Origin of the sequence: Rhodococcus sp. HM1, from assembly GCF_023218075.1 — a bacterium.
Taxonomy (GTDB): domain Bacteria; phylum Actinomycetota; class Actinomycetes; order Mycobacteriales; family Mycobacteriaceae; genus Rhodococcus.
The window spans coordinates 171,976-192,533 of sequence record NZ_JALPTB010000001.1 but is presented as its reverse complement, the minus strand read 5'-3'; the positions used below and the strand labels follow the sequence as shown (position 1 = coordinate 192,533).

Annotated in this window: 20 protein-coding genes and 1 riboswitch; of the genes, 4 read left to right on the top strand and 16 right to left on the bottom strand. The window is 66.9% G+C overall.

Annotated features, from left to right (window positions below):
* Nucleotides 1–26: 26 nt before the first annotated feature.
* Together M1M07_RS00880 and M1M07_RS00875 are read right to left on the bottom strand one after the other, a co-directional pair.
* Nucleotides 27–809, bottom strand: a complete 783-nt coding sequence (locus M1M07_RS00880) for an amino acid ABC transporter ATP-binding protein (RefSeq protein ID WP_197250318.1) — start codon at nt 807–809, stop codon at nt 27–29.
* Entirely contained in the window at nt 806–1,777 is a 972-nt protein-coding gene (locus tag M1M07_RS00875) for an amino acid ABC transporter permease (protein WP_197250319.1), read from the bottom strand. Before M1M07_RS00875 ends, M1M07_RS00880 begins: the two co-directional genes overlap by 4 nt.
* A gap of 369 nt (nt 1,778–2,146) precedes the next feature.
* Between M1M07_RS00875 and M1M07_RS00870 the strand changes: the two genes are divergently transcribed.
* Nucleotides 2,147–2,920 (top strand): sulfite exporter TauE/SafE family protein, encoded by a 774-nt coding sequence (locus M1M07_RS00870; RefSeq protein ID WP_197250320.1) that lies wholly within the window; start codon nt 2,147–2,149, stop codon nt 2,918–2,920.
* A gap of 159 nt (nt 2,921–3,079) precedes the next feature.
* On the opposite strand, the gene M1M07_RS00865 is transcribed toward M1M07_RS00870, so the two are convergent.
* Nucleotides 3,080–4,066, bottom strand: a complete 987-nt coding sequence (locus tag M1M07_RS00865) for an AvrD family protein (protein ID WP_248672990.1) — start codon at nt 4,064–4,066, stop codon at nt 3,080–3,082.
* A 31-nt stretch (nt 4,067–4,097) separates the two neighbouring features.
* Here M1M07_RS00865 and M1M07_RS00860 point away from each other — a divergent pair, with 31 nt between their 5' ends.
* Entirely contained in the window at nt 4,098–4,346 is a 249-nt protein-coding gene (locus tag M1M07_RS00860) for a hypothetical protein (RefSeq protein WP_231609820.1), read from the top strand.
* Nucleotides 4,347–4,431: 85 nt separating this feature from the next.
* A complete protein-coding gene (locus M1M07_RS00855; protein WP_197250354.1) occupies nt 4,432–5,190 on the top strand; it encodes an HAD-IIA family hydrolase in 759 nt (252 codons plus the stop codon).
* 99 nt (nt 5,191–5,289) lie between these two features.
* Here the strand turns inward: M1M07_RS00855 and M1M07_RS00850 are convergent, their stop codons facing one another.
* The 13 genes from M1M07_RS00850 to M1M07_RS00790 form a co-directional block, all read right to left on the bottom strand.
* Complete coding sequence (locus tag M1M07_RS00850; protein ID WP_248672989.1) at nt 5,290–6,021, bottom strand: MspA family porin; 732 nt, start codon at nt 6,019–6,021, stop codon at nt 5,290–5,292.
* A 65-nt stretch (nt 6,022–6,086) separates the two neighbouring features.
* The gene (locus tag M1M07_RS00845) at nt 6,087–6,836 is read right to left on the bottom strand and encodes an MspA family porin (RefSeq protein ID WP_197250322.1); all 750 of its coding nucleotides are present in this window, start codon (nt 6,834–6,836) and stop codon (nt 6,087–6,089) included.
* A gap of 1,085 nt (nt 6,837–7,921) precedes the next feature.
* Complete coding sequence (locus M1M07_RS00840; RefSeq protein ID WP_248672988.1) at nt 7,922–8,617, bottom strand: hypothetical protein; 696 nt, start codon at nt 8,615–8,617, stop codon at nt 7,922–7,924.
* A gap of 25 nt (nt 8,618–8,642) precedes the next feature.
* Nucleotides 8,643–10,727 carry a hypothetical protein gene (locus tag M1M07_RS00835; protein WP_248672987.1) on the bottom strand — a complete coding sequence of 695 codons (2,085 nt, stop codon included), beginning with the start codon at nt 10,725–10,727 and terminating at the stop codon, nt 8,643–8,645.
* Between the two features lie 41 nt (nt 10,728–10,768).
* Nucleotides 10,769–11,347, bottom strand: a complete 579-nt coding sequence (locus tag M1M07_RS00830) for a signal peptidase I (protein ID WP_248672986.1) — start codon at nt 11,345–11,347, stop codon at nt 10,769–10,771.
* A 66-nt stretch (nt 11,348–11,413) separates the two neighbouring features.
* Nucleotides 11,414–12,043: a SipW-dependent-type signal peptide-containing protein gene (locus tag M1M07_RS00825; RefSeq protein ID WP_248672985.1), complete on the bottom strand. Its 630-nt coding sequence runs from the start codon at nt 12,041–12,043 to the stop codon at nt 11,414–11,416.
* A gap of 328 nt (nt 12,044–12,371) precedes the next feature.
* The gene (gene cobU / locus M1M07_RS00820) at nt 12,372–13,712 is read right to left on the bottom strand and encodes a bifunctional adenosylcobinamide kinase/adenosylcobinamide-phosphate guanylyltransferase (RefSeq protein WP_197250326.1); all 1,341 of its coding nucleotides are present in this window, start codon (nt 13,710–13,712) and stop codon (nt 12,372–12,374) included.
* Nucleotides 13,712–14,491 carry an ABC transporter ATP-binding protein gene (locus M1M07_RS00815; RefSeq protein WP_197250327.1) on the bottom strand — a complete coding sequence of 260 codons (780 nt, stop codon included), beginning with the start codon at nt 14,489–14,491 and terminating at the stop codon, nt 13,712–13,714. The genes cobU and M1M07_RS00815 overlap by 1 nt, the downstream gene beginning before the upstream one ends.
* Nucleotides 14,488–15,450 carry an iron ABC transporter permease gene (locus M1M07_RS00810; RefSeq protein ID WP_231609838.1) on the bottom strand — a complete coding sequence of 321 codons (963 nt, stop codon included), beginning with the start codon at nt 15,448–15,450 and terminating at the stop codon, nt 14,488–14,490. The genes M1M07_RS00815 and M1M07_RS00810 overlap by 4 nt, the downstream gene beginning before the upstream one ends.
* A 62-nt stretch (nt 15,451–15,512) precedes the next feature.
* Entirely contained in the window at nt 15,513–16,412 is a 900-nt protein-coding gene (locus tag M1M07_RS00805) for an ABC transporter substrate-binding protein (RefSeq protein WP_248673023.1), read from the bottom strand.
* A gap of 86 nt (nt 16,413–16,498) precedes the next feature.
* A riboswitch (cobalamin riboswitch) is annotated at nt 16,499–16,634 on the bottom strand.
* 21 nt (nt 16,635–16,655) lie between these two features.
* A complete protein-coding gene (locus M1M07_RS00800) occupies nt 16,656–17,879 on the bottom strand; it encodes an O-succinylhomoserine sulfhydrylase (protein ID WP_248672984.1) in 1,224 nt (407 codons plus the stop codon).
* Entirely contained in the window at nt 17,876–18,286 is a 411-nt protein-coding gene (locus M1M07_RS00795; RefSeq protein ID WP_197250330.1) for a rhodanese-like domain-containing protein, read from the bottom strand. Before M1M07_RS00795 ends, M1M07_RS00800 begins: the two co-directional genes overlap by 4 nt.
* Nucleotides 18,287–18,335: 49 nt before the next feature.
* Nucleotides 18,336–18,767: a nuclear transport factor 2 family protein gene (locus tag M1M07_RS00790; RefSeq protein ID WP_248672983.1), complete on the bottom strand. Its 432-nt coding sequence runs from the start codon at nt 18,765–18,767 to the stop codon at nt 18,336–18,338.
* Between the two features lie 293 nt (nt 18,768–19,060).
* Between M1M07_RS00790 and M1M07_RS00785 the strand changes: the two genes are divergently transcribed.
* Entirely contained in the window at nt 19,061–20,458 is a 1,398-nt protein-coding gene (locus tag M1M07_RS00785) for an FAD-dependent oxidoreductase (protein WP_248672982.1), read from the top strand.
* The last annotated feature ends 100 nt before the right edge of the window (nt 20,459–20,558 follow it).

The window sequence follows — 20,558 nt, the reverse complement described above, 5'->3', positions numbered from 1 at the left end:
TCCGGAAATCTTCGGTGTAAGGGGTTTCAGAGCACCCGGGACAGGAATGCCCGGGTGCGGTCGTGGCTGGGTCGTTCGAGGACGTCTGCGGGTGGGCCCTGCTCGACGATGACGCCACCGTCCATGAACACGATGGTGTCGGCGACCTCGCGGGCGAATCCGATCTCGTGGGTGACGATCACGAGGGTTGCACCGTCGGCGGCGAGGTCGCGGATCACGTCGAGAACCTCGCCGACGAGTTCGGGGTCGAGCGCGGAAGTCGGTTCGTCGAACAGGATCACCGCCGGGCGCAGCGCCAGCGCGCGCGCGATCGCGACGCGTTGCTGCTGCCCACCCGACAGCTGCTTCGGGTAGTCGTGGACCTTGTCCCCGACACCGACGCGGCGGAGCAGTTCCCGGGCTTCGGCCTCCACCTCGGCGCGTTCACGCTTCTGCGCCGACAACGGCGCCTCGATCACATTCTCGAGCGCGGTCAGATGCGGGAACAGATTGAAGTTCTGGAAGACGAAGCCGATCCGGGAGCGCTGGCGCAGAATCTCGCGCGGACGCAGCTCGTGCAGCTTGTTGCCGCGACGGCGGTAGCCGATGAGCTCACCGTCGATGCGGATGGTGCCGCGATCGACCTTCTCCAGGTGGTTGAGGGTACGCAACAGCGTGGACTTCCCGGACCCGGACGGCCCGAGGATCACCGTCACCTCGCCCTTGCGGACCTGCAGGTCGACGCCCTCGAGCACCTTGAGGGCGCCGAAGGACTTGTGGACGCCGCGCACGTCGACCGCGTGGACCTGCGGATCTTCGATCGTGGTCATTTGGTCGCTCCCCTCGGCGTGCCGATCCCGGCATCACGGATCTCGCGGTACTTGGCCAGCAGCTTCTGACGCGGAGTGAGCGGCAGGTCACGCGCCGAGCCGCGGGCGTAATGACGCTCGACGTAGTACTGGATGATGGACAGCACGGTGGTGAGCAGGATGTACCAGACGGTGGCGACCATGAGCAGCGGCACCACCCGGCCATTGCGCCCGAAGATCACCTGGACCTGGTAGAACAATTCGGCGATCGCCATCGTGGAGACGATCGAGGTGCCCTTGAACAGGCTGATGACCTCGTTGGCGGCGTTGGGCAGGATCGCGCGCATCGCCTGCGGCAGGACGATTTTGACGAACTGTCGGTACCGCGGGATGCCGAGGGCGTTGGCCGCCTCGATCTGTCCGTGATCGACGGAGATGATGCCGGCGCGGATGATCTCCGCGGAGTAGGCGGCCTGGTGCAGGGCCAGGCCGATCACCGCGGCGGTGAAGCCGGAGATCACGCCGGTCACGTTGAACTCGAAGAAGCTCGGCCCGAACGGAATACCCAGCGACAGCGTCTGATACAGGTACGCGATGTTGAACCAGAACAGCAGCTGCACGATCAGGGGAATCGAGCGGAACGCCCAGATGTAGATCCACGAAATGACCTGCAGCACCGGGTTGTTCGACAGCCGTGAGACGGCGAGCAACACGCCGAGACCGAAACCCAGAATGCTGCCCCACAGGGTCAGCTTCACCGTCATCCACAGCGCCGCCAGCACGGATTCGGCGGTGAAGTAGCGGGCGAAGGTCGCCCAGTCCCAGCCGGGGTTGGTGGCGAGGCCGTGCAGGAACTGCGCGACGACGACCAGCACCGCGATGCTGATCACCCAGCGCCACGGATGCGGGGTACGTGCGACGACGAGATCGCCGTCGTCGACGTCGTCGGCCGGCGTCGGCGCGGGACGGTTGCGGGTCGGCGCGCTCACGCCGGCCTGCCGGACACTGCAGACATGGGGGTGCCTTTCGAACTGGACGGCGGAATCCCGGAAGTCGGATGTGGGGACCGGACTGTCAGCGACAGCGGCACGAGGCGCCGCGGCACAGATCGATGTGCCGTCGGCGCCAGGACGCGCGTTCGTTGCTGCTCATGGTCGGACCTTCCCTCGGTCCCCTCGGGAGCGGCGACCGTAGAACAAGAGATTGGGCCCGAGCGCCGTCCGGGTCACTGATTGAAATCCGGATGATTCGAACACACCCCGGATTTCACCCCCTCGTCCACGTCACCCGGGATGAGGACACCGGGTGCAGGGGTGGACGGTGAAGGTCGACGGCAGCCCATCCGTAGACTGCGGTCGGTGACTGCGTTCGAACTGTTCCTCGTCGCCCTGGCCGGTCTGGGTGCCGGCGCGATCAATGCCCTCGTCGGCTCCGGCACCCTCATCACGTTCCCGACCCTCGTCGCGTTCGGGGTACCACCGGTGACCGCGACGATGTCGAACGCGGTCGGGCTCGTCGCCGGTGGGGTGTCGAGCACATGGGGCTATCGGCGCGAACTGCGCGGGCAGTGGCCGCGGTTGCGGTGGCAGATCCCCGCGTCGCTGTCGGGTGCCATGCTCGGGGCGTGGTTGCTGTTGCACCTGCCGGAGTCGGCATTCGAGACGATCGTGCCCGTGCTCATGGTGCTGGCGCTGACACTCGTGGTGCTGCAACCGAAGCTGCAGAAGTGGGTGCTGAAGCGGGCGGGCGGAACCGCCGACGAGCACATCGGCCCGGTGCGCCTGTCGATCCTCGTCGCAGGGACGTTCGCGGTCGGCGTCTACGGCGGCTACTTCACTGCGGCACAGGGCATTCTGCTCATGGGACTGTTCGGGGCGCTGCTGCACGACAACATCCAGCGGCAGAACGCGGCGAAGAACCTGCTCTCCCTGCTGGTCAACATCGTCTCGGCGACCACCTACACGCTCGTCGCGTTCGACCGGATCAACTGGGGGGTCGCCGGCGTCATCGCGGTCGGCTCGCTGATCGGCGGGGCGCTGGGATCACGCTACGGCCGTCGACTGTCCCCGGCCGCGCTGCGCGGCGTCATCGTCGTCGTCGGCCTCATCGGGTTGTATCGCCTGCTCGCGTGATCCCGGCGGAACCGTCCGCCCTGTCGGCACTTCGGCACCCCCCAGTGCCGAAGTGCCGACGTCCGCCGGTCAGTACCTGAGCGCGTAGGCGAGTCGCCGCCGGAGCGACTTCCTCCGCTGCGTGGGTCGGGTCGGATACCAGCACGGCGATCCGCGCAGTCACGAGTGATCCCCTCGCGTCGGTAACCGGTGGGCGAGCAGACAGGAGCCGGTGACACCACCGAAGTGGGTGACCGCGAGACCGGCACTGCGCCAGATGGCATCTCCCCGATCGATCGTCGACAGCCGGCGCACCCGCACCTGTCCGCGGAACGGCCGGCGGGCGTCGCGATCGGGTCCGGCCGCGAAGAGTTCCAGTTTCCGCAGACACAGCGCGTTGCTCGTGGTGCGGTCGAGGCGGTAGAGCAACACCTGGGACAACTGCGCGGCACCGAGTACGGCATCGATCACCGAAATCGACCGAGGCCACGCGGTTTCGGCGCCGCCGAAGGCAGTAGTGGTGTCGATGTCGATCTCCACGGCCGCGGTGACGGAGTCGTCCTCGACGGTGAGGTCCCGCGCGGTGAGAGTGTGCGACTTGTAACCGCCGAGATAGAACGACGACACCGTCGCCGCCGACGGTCCGGGTACCCGGTCCGTACCACTGCCGTACTGCTCCCCGACTCCGACCGGGTGGACCAGTGTCATCGTTCCCCGCAACCGGCCGACCCGGAAGGACGCGGTGGTCGCGACGGTGCCGTCCAGAGGCGGCGCGACGCCGGTCACGACCGCCGAGACCGGGATGCGGCGCAGGTCCTCCTCCGGCTCGTTTCCGGCAGTGATCTTGGCGTGCGCCACCCAGATGCGGGCCTGCTCGTCCGGTTCGAGTCTGCGCGCATGGCTCAGTCCGGCTTCGAGCAGTGACGCGGCCAGTGCCACCGTGTCGACGAACGACACGTGCGGGACGAGTTCTGTCGAACCCTTCTCCGACCAGCCTCGGGGGTAGTCGAGAACCGCGACGGCGCGGTGCTCGGTTCCCGGCCCGGTGGATCGGCCCAGATCCAGGTCGATGAGATCGTGGTTCACGTTCTTGTAGCCGCGTCCGAAATAGCGGCCGTCGGCGGCACCCAGCACCTCGTCGAGGGACCGATGCACGGTCGGCGGCACCCCATCGAACTCCCAACAGGCCACCAGCGCGATGGGTGAAGCCCGGCGACGGGAGATCCAGGCCGGCAAGTCCGTGCCCGTGGTGCGGGAACTGCTCGAACAGGCGACCCGGTCCGGCACCGTGGTCGGCCTCGACGAGGACACCGCCGCGCGCATGATCCTCGAACTGGGGTTCTACGGTCTCGTCTCGTACGCCGACAAGCCGACGCCGGAAACCCGCGCCGTCGTCGAGCACACACTCGGCAGCTTCATCCGAGGACTGTCCGTTCGCCCTGCGTGACGCCCAGCGCCCTGGCGACCACAGATGACAAGATAGGGCGGTGAGCACACCCGAGGTCAACCCCGCCCCCGCCTGGACCTACCTGATGGACATGGACGGCGTGCTCGTCCACGAGGACGCGCTCATCCCGGGCGCGGACGCCTTCCTCAGTGAACTGCGTTCGAACGGAACGCCGTTCATGGTGCTGACCAACAACTCGATCCGGACTCCGCGCGATCTGCGCGCCCGGCTGCAGCGCACGGGACTCGACATCCCCGAAGAGTCGATCTGGACGTCGGCGCTCGCGACCGCGACGTTCCTGGCGAACCAGCGACCGGAGGGCACCGCGTACGTCGTCGGCGAATCGGGTCTGACAACGGCGCTGCACGACATCGGGTACGTGCTCACCGACAGCGACCCCGACTACGTGGTGCTCGGCGAGACCCGCACCTACTCGTTCGAGGCGATCACGACGGCCATCCGGCTCGTCGAGCGCGGCGCGCGGTTCATAGCGACGAATCCCGATCCGACCGGTCCGTCGCTCGAGGGTTCGCTTCCGGCGACCGGTGCCGTCGCAGCGCTCATCACGCGGGCAACCGGCCGTGAACCGTACTTCGTGGGCAAGCCGAACGCACTCATGATGCGGTCCGCACTGCGAGCGATCGGCGCGCACTCGGCGTCGACGGTGATGATCGGCGACCGCATGGACACCGACATCGTCGCCGGTCTGGAAGCGGGGCTTCAGACACTGCTGGTACTCACCGGCATCTCGACACGCGCGTCGGTCGATTTGTATCCCTACCGGCCCACGCGGATCATCGAATCCGTCGCAGATCTGGTGGGACGCACCACGAATCCGTTCTGACGTCGCCTTCCGGCCCCCACCGGGCCGGAAGGCGACAGCGCCCCGCCACCGAGAGGATGAGGCTCTCGGTGGCGGGGCCGACTATCTGTCAGGTGCCTGTCAGCCGATGCTGAAGGGCTGTCCCCACAGGGTGACCTGCTGGCTGGCAGTGTCGGAGGTGACGGTGACCTTCACGTAGCTGCGAGCCTCTGCCTGGCCGGCGCAACCGGTGATGCCGAGGGTCGAGTCACCCCAGGTGACGCTGCCCTGCTTGCCGGTGAACGTCATGAACGGGCGGTTGACGCGGTCGCCGAACGCGTTCTCCTGCTCGATGTCGATCACGTGGTAGTTCACGGTCTGACCGGGAGACAGGGTGACACCGACGTTGGCGTTGAGACCACCGGTGGCGTTCCTCGTGCCGGTCTGCGCCGTCATCGCACCGGTGTTCGGGTCCATGGTCGTGTTGGTGTTGCCGGTCGTGCCGCCGGTTGCGCCGGCGCCACCGGTACCGGTGATGTTGACCTGGCAGCCGACGACGTAGCCGGGCTGGATCCGGCCGCCCTTGGCGCTGGGTCCGTCGAGCTTGACCTCGGCACGGCCCGAAACCCACACGTTGCGGTGGGTCGGGGTGGCGCCGAGCGACGGGGAGATGTTCGCCTTCTCACCGATGCGGTTGACGGTGACCGTCGTGCCGTCCGGCAGCGTCTGGGTGATGGAGCCGTCTTCCAGGGGCACGAACGTGTCGGCGTTCGCGGCGCCGACCGAGGCGAAACCGATCGCGGTGGCCATGGCGGCACCGACACCGGCCGCCTTCAGGCCGCGGCGCAGGCCGTTCTTCACGCTGGTCTTCATGTTCTCTCTCTCGAGGGTCGCTGCTCGCGTGAGCGAGGAGTCGGGAAAGTCCGGTGGCGGCAGGATCAGCCGATGCTGAACGGCTGGCCGTACAGGCTGGTCTTGACGTAGTCGTTGCCGACGATCTCGAGGACCGTGTACGCCCGCGCCTGCGCCTGACCGCCGCAACCCTGCTGGCTGAGCTCGGCGTCCTGGTACTGGATCGAGTAGGTGGTGCTCGGCTTGGTGATGTCCTTGCCGTCGATGTGCACGAACCGGACCTGGCCGGGCTGCAGCGGAACCGACAGCGACGCGGACGGGCTCACCGTGTTGGTGACGACCGAGGTGAGACCGGTGACCGCATCGGTCACCAGGTTGCCGGTCATGGTGCCGGTGCCACCCAGGCTGAAGTTGATCCCGAGGTTGCCCTTCAGGCCGCTGATGTCCACCTGGCAGCCGACGATGTAGCCGGTGTTGATGCGCGAGACCTTGTGCGTCGAGGAGTTGTTGGTGCCCTGCAGGCTCGACGTGCTGCCGTCGGTCTTGCCGGCCTCGGTCGGAAGCTTGATGTTCGCGACGTCGACCGTGACCTTGCCGGACACCCACGCCACGCGGCCCGTGCCGTTACCGGCCAGGGACGGCGAGACCAGTGCGCTCTCCTCCGTGCGCTTGATGACGTTGCCGACCGGATCGGCGATCTCACCATCGGGCAGGGGAACGAAGGTATCGGCGTTCGCCGCACCTGCGGACAGGAACCCCAGTGCGATGGCTGCGGCAGCGGCGACGCTGCCGATCCGGGCGCCGCGGCGCAGTCCGGACGCGTGCTTCTTGCTCAATTGGTACCCCTACTCAGGTGTGTGCGGTGCCCGTCCTCGCGGAGGGCACGGTCGAGCACGCCGATCTCCGGGCAGCAGAGATCGACTGGTATGTGTCACAGCTTTTCGCGTCGTGCGAATAGTCCTCTTGCGCAAAGGACTTCGACGCGCGGTCAACTGTCGCCCCACAGGGCACTGTAGCCGTCCCAGAACCCTCCGGCCTCAGTTCGTGACGAACGATAACACGGGTTGTGAATAGCACCACTAATGAATTCCATGGTGTGAGCTAGATCACCTTTCGGTGAAAATTACGTAAAGAGCCGGTCAAGTCGACTCGCCTCGGGAACGGTGTCCGAAGTGCGAATATTACTGTCCGGTAGCTGTTTTCGTGCTCGTTGGGCACTCTCCGGAGAGCAAAGCCCTATAGAGTGACACATCACAACAAGTTAAAACCATGTTACTTGCGGTTGCACACACTTCGTGTCGTACCGGTTGTATGCAATCGTCCGCCGGATTCCGCAACCAACACCGGTCTCGGCGTCACACGGACGCACCGGTGCGACGCAGGGCGCGGCGGACCCGCTCGACGAGAACGGCCGGCCGGTGGTACAACAGGCCGGCGCCGACGCGGATGACCGTCCCACCCCAACTTCGGCAACAGCGCATAGCGGTCGATGTCGAGCGTCCGCTGCTTCCGGTCGGTCCAATGATGCGCGCCGTCCTCCGGTTCTCCGACCTCGGACGCCCTGCACGCATCAGCAGCAGACGAGTGTGCGCCTCCGGCGGCGCACCGCCATCCGCGAGTTCCAGCTCCTTCCGCTTCGACACCAGATTCCGTGCGCACTTATGTTGCACCACAACGGATTCAATCTCACGGATCTTCAGCCCGCTTGCGTTACACAAGGAATCTGCCTGGTGGATGCACCGGTCCAAGTCGACACCACGAGCAAGATCGAAACCTCAGCGAGCCCGATCCGATGAGTTCCGCAGGCAGTTTCGGATCGAGCCACTTCGCGCCATGTACTGCCGCCGCGGAGGTCCCGCCAGTCCGCCGCTCGAGCAGGCCCACACCACGCGGCCTTCCCACGCTTCGGCGAGACAGAGTCTCACCACCACCTCCACCAGTACGACCAGCAGTACACGTAGTGCAATCCACTACGGACGAACCAGGCCGAGTGGTGGTGATCGCCGCATCTGTCGAAGCCCGGCTTCGGCGGGCGCGGAGGATCCTCTCCTCGGACTCGAAACTCCCACGCCGCCACAGTGTCGGCCAGCCCGGCGAAGTCGAGTGGGGCTGTGCCGTCCGGGATTTCCACACGGAAGCACAAGGTGCGGATGGTGTTCGGTTGCATCGTGAAGGTGCCGCTACCCGTCGACAACGGCAGGTCGTCGACGACCGTCGCCACCCCGAAACCTGCGGCGTTGCACGAAGCAGCGGGCGCATCCGAAACGGAGTACCTGAGCACGTCCGCGACCGAGTTGGGGGTGGTCAGCGGCGGTCTCAGGGAGACCGATACCGGCGCGGTTACTGCGGGCAGGGTGCGCAACGCGATCGGCGCGTAGACCGGCTCGCCGGGTTGCAGGGCGAGCGCGTCGATCGTGAAATCGAAGCGCCCTGCGCTCTGCTGTGTGGCGTACTCACCCCACGGCCCCGACGCGCTCTGGTTCGTGCTGAAGTTCGCCTGGATACCACCCTGGCTCGGTTGCGGGTGCAGGTGGGAGCCGTACTTGCACGCCGCGACCGTGCTGACGACGCCGAGGATCGCCATCAGGCGGCCTCCCCTACGGGCAGCTGCAAGCATGGCCCCTCCCCTCCTGCTCGGCTCGTTATTCCTCGACGGGCTCTTCGGCTGGTGCGGTTTCCTCCGTGGTTGCGGGGGTCGAGGTGGCGGGCGCGGTTTCGACCGCAGTGGGGGTCGCGGTGACGACCGGTGCCGGCGCAGGCGACGGCGGTGCCGGCGGCAGGGTGATGATCCAGCCTGCCGTGCCGACCGGCCGCAGCATCACCGAGTTGCCGCCGTTTGTGACGTCGAACATCACCCATCCCGAGTAGGTCGCGCTCGGCCCGAACGACGTCGGCATCGGCGCGTCCACCGCGCACGGCCCGGTCGGGGAACCGACTGGCGTGGTGGTGCCGTCGGCGAGAACCTCACGGAAGTCGTTGGAACGCAGACCGTTCAGTGTGGTCGTTCCGGAACCGTCGGACGTCGTGACGTCGAGCAGCACCGCGACGCAACCATCGGTGCGCGAGATGTCACGGACGGTGGCCTCCCCGACGTCGCTGCCGTCGGTGGCGACCATCGTGAACGGCGCGGCGGTGCTCACGCGGCTCGGGGTGGTGGGGCCGCTCGGAGCCGGAGCCGGCGCGGGGGCGGGAGCTGGAGCTGCACTCGTCGAACTCAGCGGGGCGGCGGTTTCCGGAGTGCCTTCGGCGACGGGGGCGTCCTCGGTGTCGCCAGGTTTCGAACTCTCGCGCGTTGCGGACTTGTCGCTGTCCGCAGCTTCCTTCGCTCCGTCGGCCTTCGCGACGTCTGCGCCCTTCTCGCCGGCCTTGTCCTCGTCGGTCGCCTCGGCACTCCGTTCGGCATCGCCCTCGGAGTTGTCCGACTCTTCCACATCGTCGCCGGCGTCATCCACGTCGCGCGCGTCGACGTCGTCAGCGAGGATCTCGGTGTCCGTGGCTCCTTCTTCCTCGCTACGGGCGAGCTCCGACTGGGGTTCGGCTTCGCCGATGATTCCTTCCTCGACAAGGAGGTCGACCGGCGACAACACCGTCGAATCTGCGCCCTCGGGCTCGCAAGACACCGGTTCCGTAGTGTTGTCGGTGACGTCGTCGGCTGCTTCCGATTCATTCGGGACTTCTCTGCTGTCAACAGGTTCGGCATCAATCGCTTCTGCCGAGACCGACTCCCCACCCACCGGAGTTATGTCGACGTTCTCAAAGTGAACTTCCTCGACGTTCGCTTCGTCCTCAGGAACGGTCGAGTCGACGTCGGTGGGACAGGTGGTTGCTTCGGTCTGCCGGCTCATCATCATCGAAGCCAGTGGCGTATCGCTCGCAAAGCCGGCCGAGGCCGTAACAGGCGTAGCGGCGCTCACGCTCGGTAGCGGCTGCGTTGCTGTTCCGATCCCGCAACCGGCGTGGAGCACCACGAGATCGAGTGTCCACTGATGAGTACCAACCACGAGTGCATAGGCCGACATTCTGAGCCGAAGAGTCGACGATGCGTAGTCGGCTTCCTGGACTCTGGTATGGGTGAGCACAACCTCGTAGCGAGCCAGGGATGTGAACGACTTGCTCGTCGATTGGGACCGAGTCCCGGCTCCGGACGGCGCGATGGGAATGGCAATCGGGTTGCTGGTGTTGTCACCCACGTACATTCGACCCGAGGTCGATTGCACCGCACCGGCAGTCGGGGCAGTGCCCGGCACGCAGCTGGCCGTCGTCTTGAATTGTTCACCGGTCGTGGAGAAGAAGCGGGTGACTCCAATAAATTCACCCGTGCTCGTCTTGAGGTTTCGCGCAACGGCAACCGAATGGACCGGCGGGGTAGTCGAACCGTAGTCCGCACAGGTATCCGACGAAGAAAGGTAGGAAGCGCACACTGCGGAGTCGAGTTCCGTCGCAACGATTCCGAGTAGCCCGTCGCTATGGTACTGGGTGAAACCCGTGGCCGGTGTTTGCGTTGTCCCTGTGTTCGTTGCGAATCTCTCCGCAGTCGCACCCCCCACGGTCTCCGAACTCACGAGACGGTTGATTTGGAACCTACCGCCCAGCGCATGTGCATAACCCTGCAACGATGCTGCATTCACCCCATACGTCGATCCCCCGAATACGCGGTCGGTCCAGCTCGCGAGGGTCTGCCCGACGAATCCAATGTTGAAGATCGCGGCGCCGGCCACGGTGAGCACGCCGAGTACCGCTACGAGCAGGCGCAGCGACCTGGAGTTCGTCATTGCTGCTCCTTCGAATCGGCATGCTGAGCAGATGCAGAGGTTGCCTCGTTCTTCCGGGGCCAGAACGCCCACAGCACCAGAGCGGCACAGCCGACGGTGAGGGCGGCGAGGATCATCGGATCCGAGAACCACATGATGACCGATGCGGCGCCGGGGACGGACCACAGCACCTTGCGGACCTCGGTAACCCGGTAGGGGCCAGGGTCGGGGCTGGGGTTGGCGTCGCCCTGCATCTCGATGAGCGCCTCGCCCGGACGCTGGGGGTACACGGCGATCACGCGGTGCGTGACGGGCAGTTCGCCTTCTTCGCGGTCGACGGTGACGATGTCGCCGATCTTGATGTCGTCCGCCGAAATACGTTGCACCACAGACATCGAGCCCTGTGGGATGGTCGGGGACATCGAACCCGTCTTGAACAGGATCAGCGAGATGTCGAAGAAGAACGCGGCGAGAACCAAACCGATGCACACCACGCCACCCGCGGCGAGCAGGTTGAGCAGCGCGTTCTCGATGCGCGACCAGACGGTTCTGCGCGGCTTGTGTTCGACCATGGCGTGCACGGCGGTACGGACCATCCTAGGAAGACGAAGACGACAGCTTGTGCCTCCCGGCACCCTCCGGGAGGCACAAGCATTGGGGGGTTAAACGCTCTGGCCGTTGAAGACCCAGGTGGCGGTGGCGGTCTGATTCTGCAGGGTCAGATCACCCGCGATGCCGCTGCTCAACTCGGCCGTGAAGCAGACCCAGGCGTAGCCCTCCGGAGCGAGCGTGATCGCCGACGTGTCCGACGCCAGAGCCGAGGACAGGAGGCCGCTGAACAACTGTGTGCCGGTGGTCGTTCCGTCACATGTCGCCGGGGACGCAGTGGTCGCTCCGTCCACCAGGGTTGCAGTAACGGTGATCTGGCCGGCCAGGGCGGTACTTCCCGTCACGTTGCCCTTCGACAGGCCGATGGTGGCCCCGAGGTTGCCGAACTCCTCGTGCAGACCGAAGACGCTGTAGACCGGCACCCCCGGCACCAGAGCCTCGTTGTCGGGGACGAAGGTCATCGCTGCGGCCTCGCCTTCGATGGCGAAGTCGTCCCAGTCACCTGCGGCCTCGGTGTAACCCTGCAGGTTCCACTGGGAGTCACCGGTTCCGAAGATCGAGCTGCCCCACACGGAGTCGTTCCAGGCAGCGAGGGTGACGGCCGCTCCCACGCCGAGCACGAGGCCCGAAGCGAGGATTGCGCGGACCTTGCGGCGCTTCTGAGTCTGGTCAGCTGTGGTCATATCGGGTTTCCATTCTCATGGGAGCGCGAATAGGCGCGTTTGACGGACGCTTGAATTATGCGTACAAACGCCACGTTTGTTACGCCATTCATATTTCGTGTATCAGAAATCTAGAAACAGTCGTTTGCACAATTAGATTCCTAGATACGCGCAGGTCGAATGGGGTGCAGATCCTCACCCGAAGAACAGTTATCCCAAGAAATTTCGGAAAATGACCGGGTATTGTGCACGATCGATGTACATAACGATTTCATAGACGTCGCCGAAGGTACGGAGCAAGATCACATCAGAGATCTCGACTCCATTGACGCATCCATGGTATTAGCGGTCAGCGCAAGGAAACAGGAATGCCCGCGACTACGAGGGTTACCGCGTCCGACACCTCGGCCACACGGGTATTGAGCCGGCCCAGCAGATCTCGGAACAGCCGGCCCGACGCCGTCGCCGGAACCACACCGCTACCCACCTCGTTGGTGACAGCCACGACCGGAACCGCACACGCCTGCCACGCGCTGAGCAATTCGTCGATATCCGCGTCGACCGCGGCGACGTCTGCTCCGTCCCACACACCGTGCAGATCCAAGCGCGCGGTGAGCCACGTACCGAGGCAGTCGATGAGCAGTGGCGTCGTCGCCGACCGCAATACGTCGGCCACGTCCACCGTCTCGATCGTCGCCCAGGTATCCGGTCGCCGGTCCCGATGCAGCGCCACCCGCTGCGCCCATTCGGCGTCACCCTCGCGGACACCGCCCGTCGCCACGTACGTGACCGACGGGAACTTGGAACACAACTCTTCCGCGTGCCGGGACTTCCCCGACCGCACACCACCGAGCACCAGCGTCCGATGTCCCCCACCCCGACTGCCGCCGCCCACGTGCACCACCTCACCGTCGCGCCCGGCTCGGGCGCCACTTCTACGCAACCGCTCCCCGAGCTCCGCCATCACGGGATTGTGGTGACCGAGATGCACCGCAACCACATCCGTCGTGTCCGTGATCGCACCGACGTCGCGCATTCCCTCGACCATCGTCGCGAACTCCGGCAACCCGAGATGCCCGTCGGACAGATCGGATCGGTCACCGAATGTTTCCTCGAGGAACACCACGTCGTACCCCGCGCCGCGCACGCCGTCGAACCACTCCGCCGGCCACACTCCCGTATCGCATGCCCACAGCAGTCGCGACCCGCGCGCATCGGCGAGATCGTAGAGCACGGCATCGCCGTCGCGGAATACCCGGTGGCGCGCTGGAAGGACCCGTATGTCGTACTCCCCCACCGCCAGACGGTCGCCCGCCGCCACCGGGACGAAGCGCACCGGATCGTCCGGCCCCACCCAGGGACGGCACACGTCCAGCGCATCGACCGGACCGATCACCTCGAGTTCGTGCCCCGCCTCGATCCACGACCGGAACAACAACACCTGGGGTCCCAGATGGTCGGCGTGCGAATGGGTGAGCAGCAGGTGCCGCACCCCGGCCAGCGTCCGGCCCGCGCGCACCGCCGCCCGCGGCGCTTCGGGCCCGCAGTCGAGCATCAGCACGTCGTCGACGAGAGCCGCTGTCTGCCCGCGGATTTCACCGCGCCGCTCCGCGTCGAGGCACGAGAGGCAACGGCAGAACGGGTTGGGCCACCCGTCGGCGGCACCCGTCCCGAGGAGTACGACCTCCATCACGCGTCCTCCCGTTCCCGCAGGGGCAGTACCGCCCGGCCGTCACGACGGTCGAGCACTTCGACCCGCGCCCCGTACACCTGCGCGATCCGGTCGGCGGTGAGCACCTCGGCGGGCGGTCCGTCGGCGACGATGCGTCCTCGGTCGAGGAGGACCAGGCGCTGGCCGTACTGGGCCGCGGACGTGAGATCGTGCATCGCGGCGATCACCGTCAGGTTCTCCTCGCACCGCATGGAATCGACGAGGTCGAGCACCTGCTGTTGGTGACCGATGTCGAGGGCACTGGTGGGTTCGTCGAGCAGGAGCACGTCGGGTTGCTGCGCCAGTGCGCGCGCCAGCACCACTCGTTGCAGTTCTCCGCCGGACAACTCGGTTGCCGAGCGGGGCGCGAAGTCTTCGAGTTCGAGCCGGGCGATGACCCGGTCGACGATCTCCAGATCATGCGGCTTCTCGCTGCCGAAACGCGGAATGTGGGCGGTGCGTCCGAGCCGGATCAGTTCCCGCACCGTGACCCCTTCGGGAACGATCGGCCGCTGCGGCATCAACGCGACCGCCCGCGCCACCGCGCGTCGACCGGACTTGCGGGGCGTCACGCCGGCGACGGTGATGTCGCCGGTCGCGGCGACCAGTCCGGCGATCGAATGCAGCAGTGTCGTCTTGCCCGAACCGTTGGGGCCCACGAGCGACACCCACGTTCCGGCGGACACGACGAGGTCGATGTCGTGGAGGACCTCGACTCCTCCGCGTTTGGCCGACACAGACTTACACGTCACGGTCATGCGACACCCCGGCTGCGACGCAGGACGAACAGGAAGAACGGCGCGCCGATCGCGGCGGTGACGACACCGATGGGAAGTTCGGCCGGTGACATCGCGGTGCGAGCGACGATGTCGGCGAGAACGATGAAGGCCGCACCCACCATGAGCGACAGCGGCAGCAACAGTCGGTGGCCGGGACCCACGACGAGGCGCACCGCGTGCGGGATGACGATGCCGACGAATCCGATGAGCCCGCTGGCGGACACCACGGCGGCGGTGCCGAGAGTGGCCACGCCCACCAGAACCAGACGGACGCGGGCCGGGTCGATGCCGAGACTCGACGCTTCGACGTCGCCGACCGACATGACGTCGAGAGTCCGCCGGTGCAGCGCGATGACAGCGACCGACACGATCACGTAGGGCAGGATTGTCAGGACGTCGGACCAGCCGTCGGTGGACAGGCGACCGAGCATCCACGAATACACCTGACGCAGCGTGTCGTCGTGCAGCTGCATGAAGAACGTCTGGATGGCGTTGGCGAACGCAGCGACGGCCACACCGGCGAGGATGATGACCACTTCGGTGCGCCCGGTGCCGACGGAGCGTCCGAGCATGTACGTGGCGGCCACCGCGAGCAAACCGCCTGCGAATGCGGCCATGGGCACCCCGGCGAATCCGGCTGCGCCGCCGACGACGATGGCGAGGGTCGCCCCGAGACCCGCACCGCTCGACACTCCGAGAAGGTAGGGGTCGGCGAGCGGATTGCGGAACACGCCCTGGTAGGCGGCTCCGGCGATCGCGAGCATCGCGCCGACCACGGCACCGAGAACCACGCGCGGCATGCGGATGTTCCACAGGATCGCCTGCTGGCGCGTGGACAACCCGGAGTCGACGTCGACGAACGGCAGCGCATCGGCCATGTCGAGCAGGACGCCGCGCGCGGTGAGCCCCGCGGGACCGACCAGGATCCCGAGGAGCATCGCGGCGAGGAGAACGAGCGCCGCGCCACCCAGCACGAGGGCGCGGCGGCGCGGCGTCGATGTCACGGTGTGGGCTGGGCTGCCGGTGCTGCCGCGACGATCGCGGCGAGTTCGCGCACGAGATCCACGACGCGCGGACCCCATCGGCTGGCGATGTCCTCGTCGAGGACGTAGACGCGACCGTCGCGCACGGCGCTGAGTTCGTTCCAGCCGGCGCGCGCGGCGACGACTTCCGGCGTCACGCCGCAGCATTGCCCGTCGGCGAGGAACACGACGTCGGGGTTCTGTTCGAGGATGAACTCGTTCGACAGCTGCGGGTAGCCGTCGCCACCGGTGGCGATGGACCTGAGGCCGAGCATCCCGTAGATCTGCCCGATGTAGGTGTCGTCGGTGACGCTGTAGAAGGTGTTGTCGAGCTCGTGGTAGTAGGTGAGCGGAGTTTCCCGTTCGGGGAGGCCGGCGAGGGTCTCGTCGATGTCCGTCTTCATCTGCGCGACGAGTTCGGCCGCTTCGCCGACGTGTCCGGTGGCGGCGCCGAGCTGCTCGATCTGGTCGTAGGTGTCGTCCAAGTCCTCTGCGGCCGGAAGGATCAGGGTTTCGACCCCGGCCTGTTCGAGTCCGGCGACGAGATCCGCCGTGTCGGCGTTGGAGACCACCAGGTCGGGTTCGTATCCGAGGATCGCCTCGACGTTGGGGGTGAAGCCCGACAGGTCGGTGACGGGTGCCTCGGCCGGGTAGTCGGACCGGTCGTCGACGGCGATCACCTGGTCGCCCGCGCCGATGGCGTAGAGCATCTCGGTGCTGGTCGGGCTCAACGACACGATGGCCTGCGGGACGTCGGCGGAAGCCGAGTCGGTCTCACCGGCGGGTGAGGTGTCGTCGCCACCGGAGCACCCGGCGGCGAAGAGGGCGAATACCGTGATGCCGGCGGCGCACAACCGTCGGGTGTTGTCGAGGGGCACAGCCATCCTCCGTTGCTCGGAGGACGAAAACAGCACGGCTGCAACGGATGCGTTGCGGCACGCCACCGTCCTTCGTCCGAGGACCAGTACGTACGGCCCGCGACGCCGGCTGACCTGGCTCACCCGAGGTACGGGATTCACAGTTGCGGGACAGCGCCGGACTCGCACCGGCTTCACCGAAAACGCAGCGGGTGCCCTGTCGGCGTGACAGGACACCCGCAGCGTAGCCCACGGCTTACCAGGTCAGGACAGCGCCTGCTGGAGATCCTCGAGGAGATCCTGGGGATCCTCCAGTCCCACGGACAGGCGCACCACCCCGTCGGCCAGGCCGATCGCGGCGCGCCCTTCCGGGCCCATCGCGCGGTGCGTCGTCGTCGCCGGGTGCGTGATGAGCGACTTCGCGTCACCGAGGTTGTTGGAGATGTCGACGATCCGCAGCTTGTTGAGCAGCTCGAACGCCTTCTTCTTGCCTTCGCCCTCGGCGGCGGCGAGCTCGAAGGTGACGACGGTTCCGCCGCCGCTCATCTGCGACCGGGCGAGTTCGTACTGCGGATGCGATTCGAGGTACGGGTACTTGACCCAGTTCACCGCGTCCTGCGTCTCGAGGAACCGGGCGATTTCGAGCGCGGTGTCCACCGAGCGCTGCACGCGCAGCGGCATCGTCTCGAGGCCCTTGAGCAGCGTCCAGGCGTTGAACGGGCTCAGCGCCGGACCGGTGTGGCGGATGAGCTGCTGCACGGGCCCGTCGATGTAGTCCTTCGGGCCGAGGATGGCACCGCCGAGCACGCGGCCCTGGCCGTCGATGTGCTTGGTGCCGGAGTAGACGATGATGTCGGCGCCGAGGTCGAGGCTGCGCTGCAGCAGCGGGGTGGCGAACACGTTGTCCAGCACCACTTTCGCGCCGGCAGCGTGTGCCATCTCCGAGACCTTGCGGACGTCGACGAGGGTCTGCATCGGGTTCGACGGGGTCTCGAAGAACACCGCGGTGGTCGGCACCGACAGTGCCTGCTCCCACTGGTCGAGGTCCTCGCCGTCGACGAACACGGTCTCCACACCCCACCGGGGCAGGATCTCGTTGCACACCACGAAGCACGAACCGAACAGGCTGCGGGCCGCGACGAGGCGGTCGCCCTGGCCGAGCAGCGCACCGAGCGCGGTGAACACCGCGGACATGCCGCTGGCGGTGGCATACGCGCCTTCCGCGCCGTCGAGCAGCCGCAGCCGCTCCTCGAACATCTTCACGGTCGGGTTGCCGTACCGGGAGTAGACGAAGTGGTCGACCTCACCGGTGAAGGCCTGCTCGGCGGCCTCGGCCGATTCGTACACGAAGCCGGAGTTGAGGTACAGCGCCTCGGAGGTCTCCTCGAATCCGGAGCGCAGCAGGCCGCCGCGGACACCGACCGTGGCAGGGCGCACCGAATCGGGCAGTGGCCGCTGGAACGCGCCACCCTGGGGAATTGCACTCACGACTGCCTCCACGGCAGGCCCGCGGCCCGCCAGCCCTGGGCGCCGCGATGACCCTCGGGGTCGAGGGCGCCTTCGAATCCTTCGAGAACGTTGTAGGACGGGGTCAGGCCCGCAGCGGTCGCCGCGACGGCGGCACCGATGGAACGCTGCCCCGAGCGACACAGGAAGACGACCGGCCCTTTTTCGATGCCGGCCTCGCGCAGTTCGTCGACGAACCGGGGGTTGGGCGCACCGTTCGGGTAGCCGACCCATTCGACGAAGACGGTGCGGCGACCGATGGACGAGGTCTCGGGGACCCCGACGTACTTCCACTCGGCGTCGGTACGCACATCGACGAGCACGGCATCCGGGTTTTCCTGCAGCAGCTCCCAGGCTTGCTGCGGCGTTATATCACCTGCGTAGCTCACCGCACCAGCTTTCCACAGACGTGTCGGGGCCTGCGAGGCGGGCGGGGAATCAGGCGGTGCAGATCCGCCAGTCGCCGTCGACGCGCGTCAACGACCAGACGACCGTGTCCTGCTCTCCGTCGACGGTGGTGCGGGTCTCGACGCGGCCCCGGTCTCCCTCGATGTCGACGGTGCCGAACTTGTCGATCGTGGCCTCCCCGTCGACGTCGGCGAGCGGAGCCTGATCGGCGGGCAGCTCGGCGCAGCGAAGCCGCGTCATCGCATCGTCGTCGTCGGCGTTGTGCGCTCGCACGTAGTCGTCGACCGTCCGGGACACCAGATCGGAGTCGCTCAGGGACTCGTCGGACGGTCCGAAGACCTGCCCGGCGACGACGACGAGGATGAGCACGACCACGACGGCGAGGGCCCCGAGGAACGGTCCGGCGGTGCTGCGTTCGGGCTCGTCGGGGTCCGGTTCGGGTGCGGGTCGCTTGTCTGCCATGCCCCCGATCCTAGGTGGAGGTCGATTGCCGCCGGTCGGGGCGCATTTGCCTCAATAAACCCTCTCGAGGTAGGAATTGGTTCATGGCCTACGCACACCTCGTTCGACGTCTCGCCGTCGACCTCTGTCGTGTGTCTGCCCATATGTGTTGTCGCTGAAGCGATTCCCCACCCAGCTGCGTTCTGCACGCACTCGCCGCCCGTCTGCCGCGGCACCGTGTCGGCCCATCAGAGGGCAACCTAAATTAAGCTGAATCACGTCCGTCCGTTCTCCGAAGAGGTAGTTGACCCCTGATGACCGATCAGACTCGTCCCCTTCGCGTCGCCATCGTCGGTGCCGGCCCCGCCGGTATCTACGCCGCCGATGCGCTCATGAAGTCCGACACTGCGCAGGATCCCGGGGTCAGCATCGACCTGTTCGAACGCATGCCGGCGCCGTTCGGCCTGATCCGCTACGGCGTGGCCCCGGACCACCCGCGCATCAAGGGCATCATCACCGCCCTGCACAAGGTGCTCGACAAGCCGCAGGTCCGCCTGCTCGGCAACCTCGACTACGGCACCGACTTCACCCTCGAGGACCTGAAGCGGTTCTACGACGCGGTGATCTTCTCCACCGGCGCCAACGCCGACCGGGCCCTGAACATCCCCGGCATCGACCTCGACGGCAGCTACGGCGCCGCCGACTTCGTGTCCTGGTACGACGGCCACCCGGACGTGCCGCGCGAGTGGCCGCTCGAGGCCGAGAAGGTCGCGGTGCTCGGCGTCGGCAACGTCGCCCTCGACATCGCCCGGGTGCTCGCCAAGACCGGCGACGAACTGCTGCCGACCGAGATCCCGCCGAACGTCTACGAGGGCCTGAAGAAGAACAAGGCCGTCGAGGTGCACGTCTTCGGTCGCCGCGGCCCGGCGCAGGCCAAGTTCACCCCGCTCGAGCTGCGCGAACTCGACCACTCGCCCACCATCGAGGTCATCGTCGATCCGGAGGACATCGAGTACGACGAGGGCTCCGAGCTCGCGCGCCGCAACTCCAAGCAGGTCGACATGGTCGCCAACACCCTGCAGGACTGGGCGATCCGCGACGTGGGCGACCGCCCGCACAAGCTGTTCCTGCACTTCTTCGAGTCGCCCGCCGAGGTGCTCGGCGAGAACGGCAAGGTCGTCGGTCTGCGCACCGAGCGCACCGAGCTCGACGGCACCGGCAACGTCCGCGGCACCGGCAGGTTCAACGACTGGGAGGTCCAGGCGGTCTACCGCGCCGTGGGCTACCTGTCGCAGAACATCGCGCAGCTGCCGTTCGACGACCAGGCCGGCACCGTCCCCAACGAGGCCGGGCGCGTCGTCGCCGACGAGACCGCCGAGGGCCACGACCGGTTCCTGCCGCACACCTACGTCACCGGCTGGATCAAGCGCGGCCCGGTCGGCCTGATCGGCCACACCAAGGGCGACGCGAACGAGACGGTCGCGAACCTGCTCGAGGACCACGCCAAGGGCCGGCTGAACACCCCGGCCGAGCCCGACGCGGATGCCGTCGTCGCGTTCCTCGAGGCCAAGGAGCTGCCGTACACCACGTGGCAGGGCTGGTACCGCCTCGACGCGCACGAGCGCAGCCTGGGCGAGGCCGAGGGCCGCGAGCGCGTGAAGGTCGTCGAGCGTGACGACATGTTCCGCGCGTCGGAGCCCCACAAGGCCTGACCGAGGGACAGCCCCTCTATTCCGAGCGAACGGTACGTTCCGTCGGTTGATCCGACGGAACGTACCGTTCGCTCGTTTCGGGGGAAGGGTCCGGAGCTGA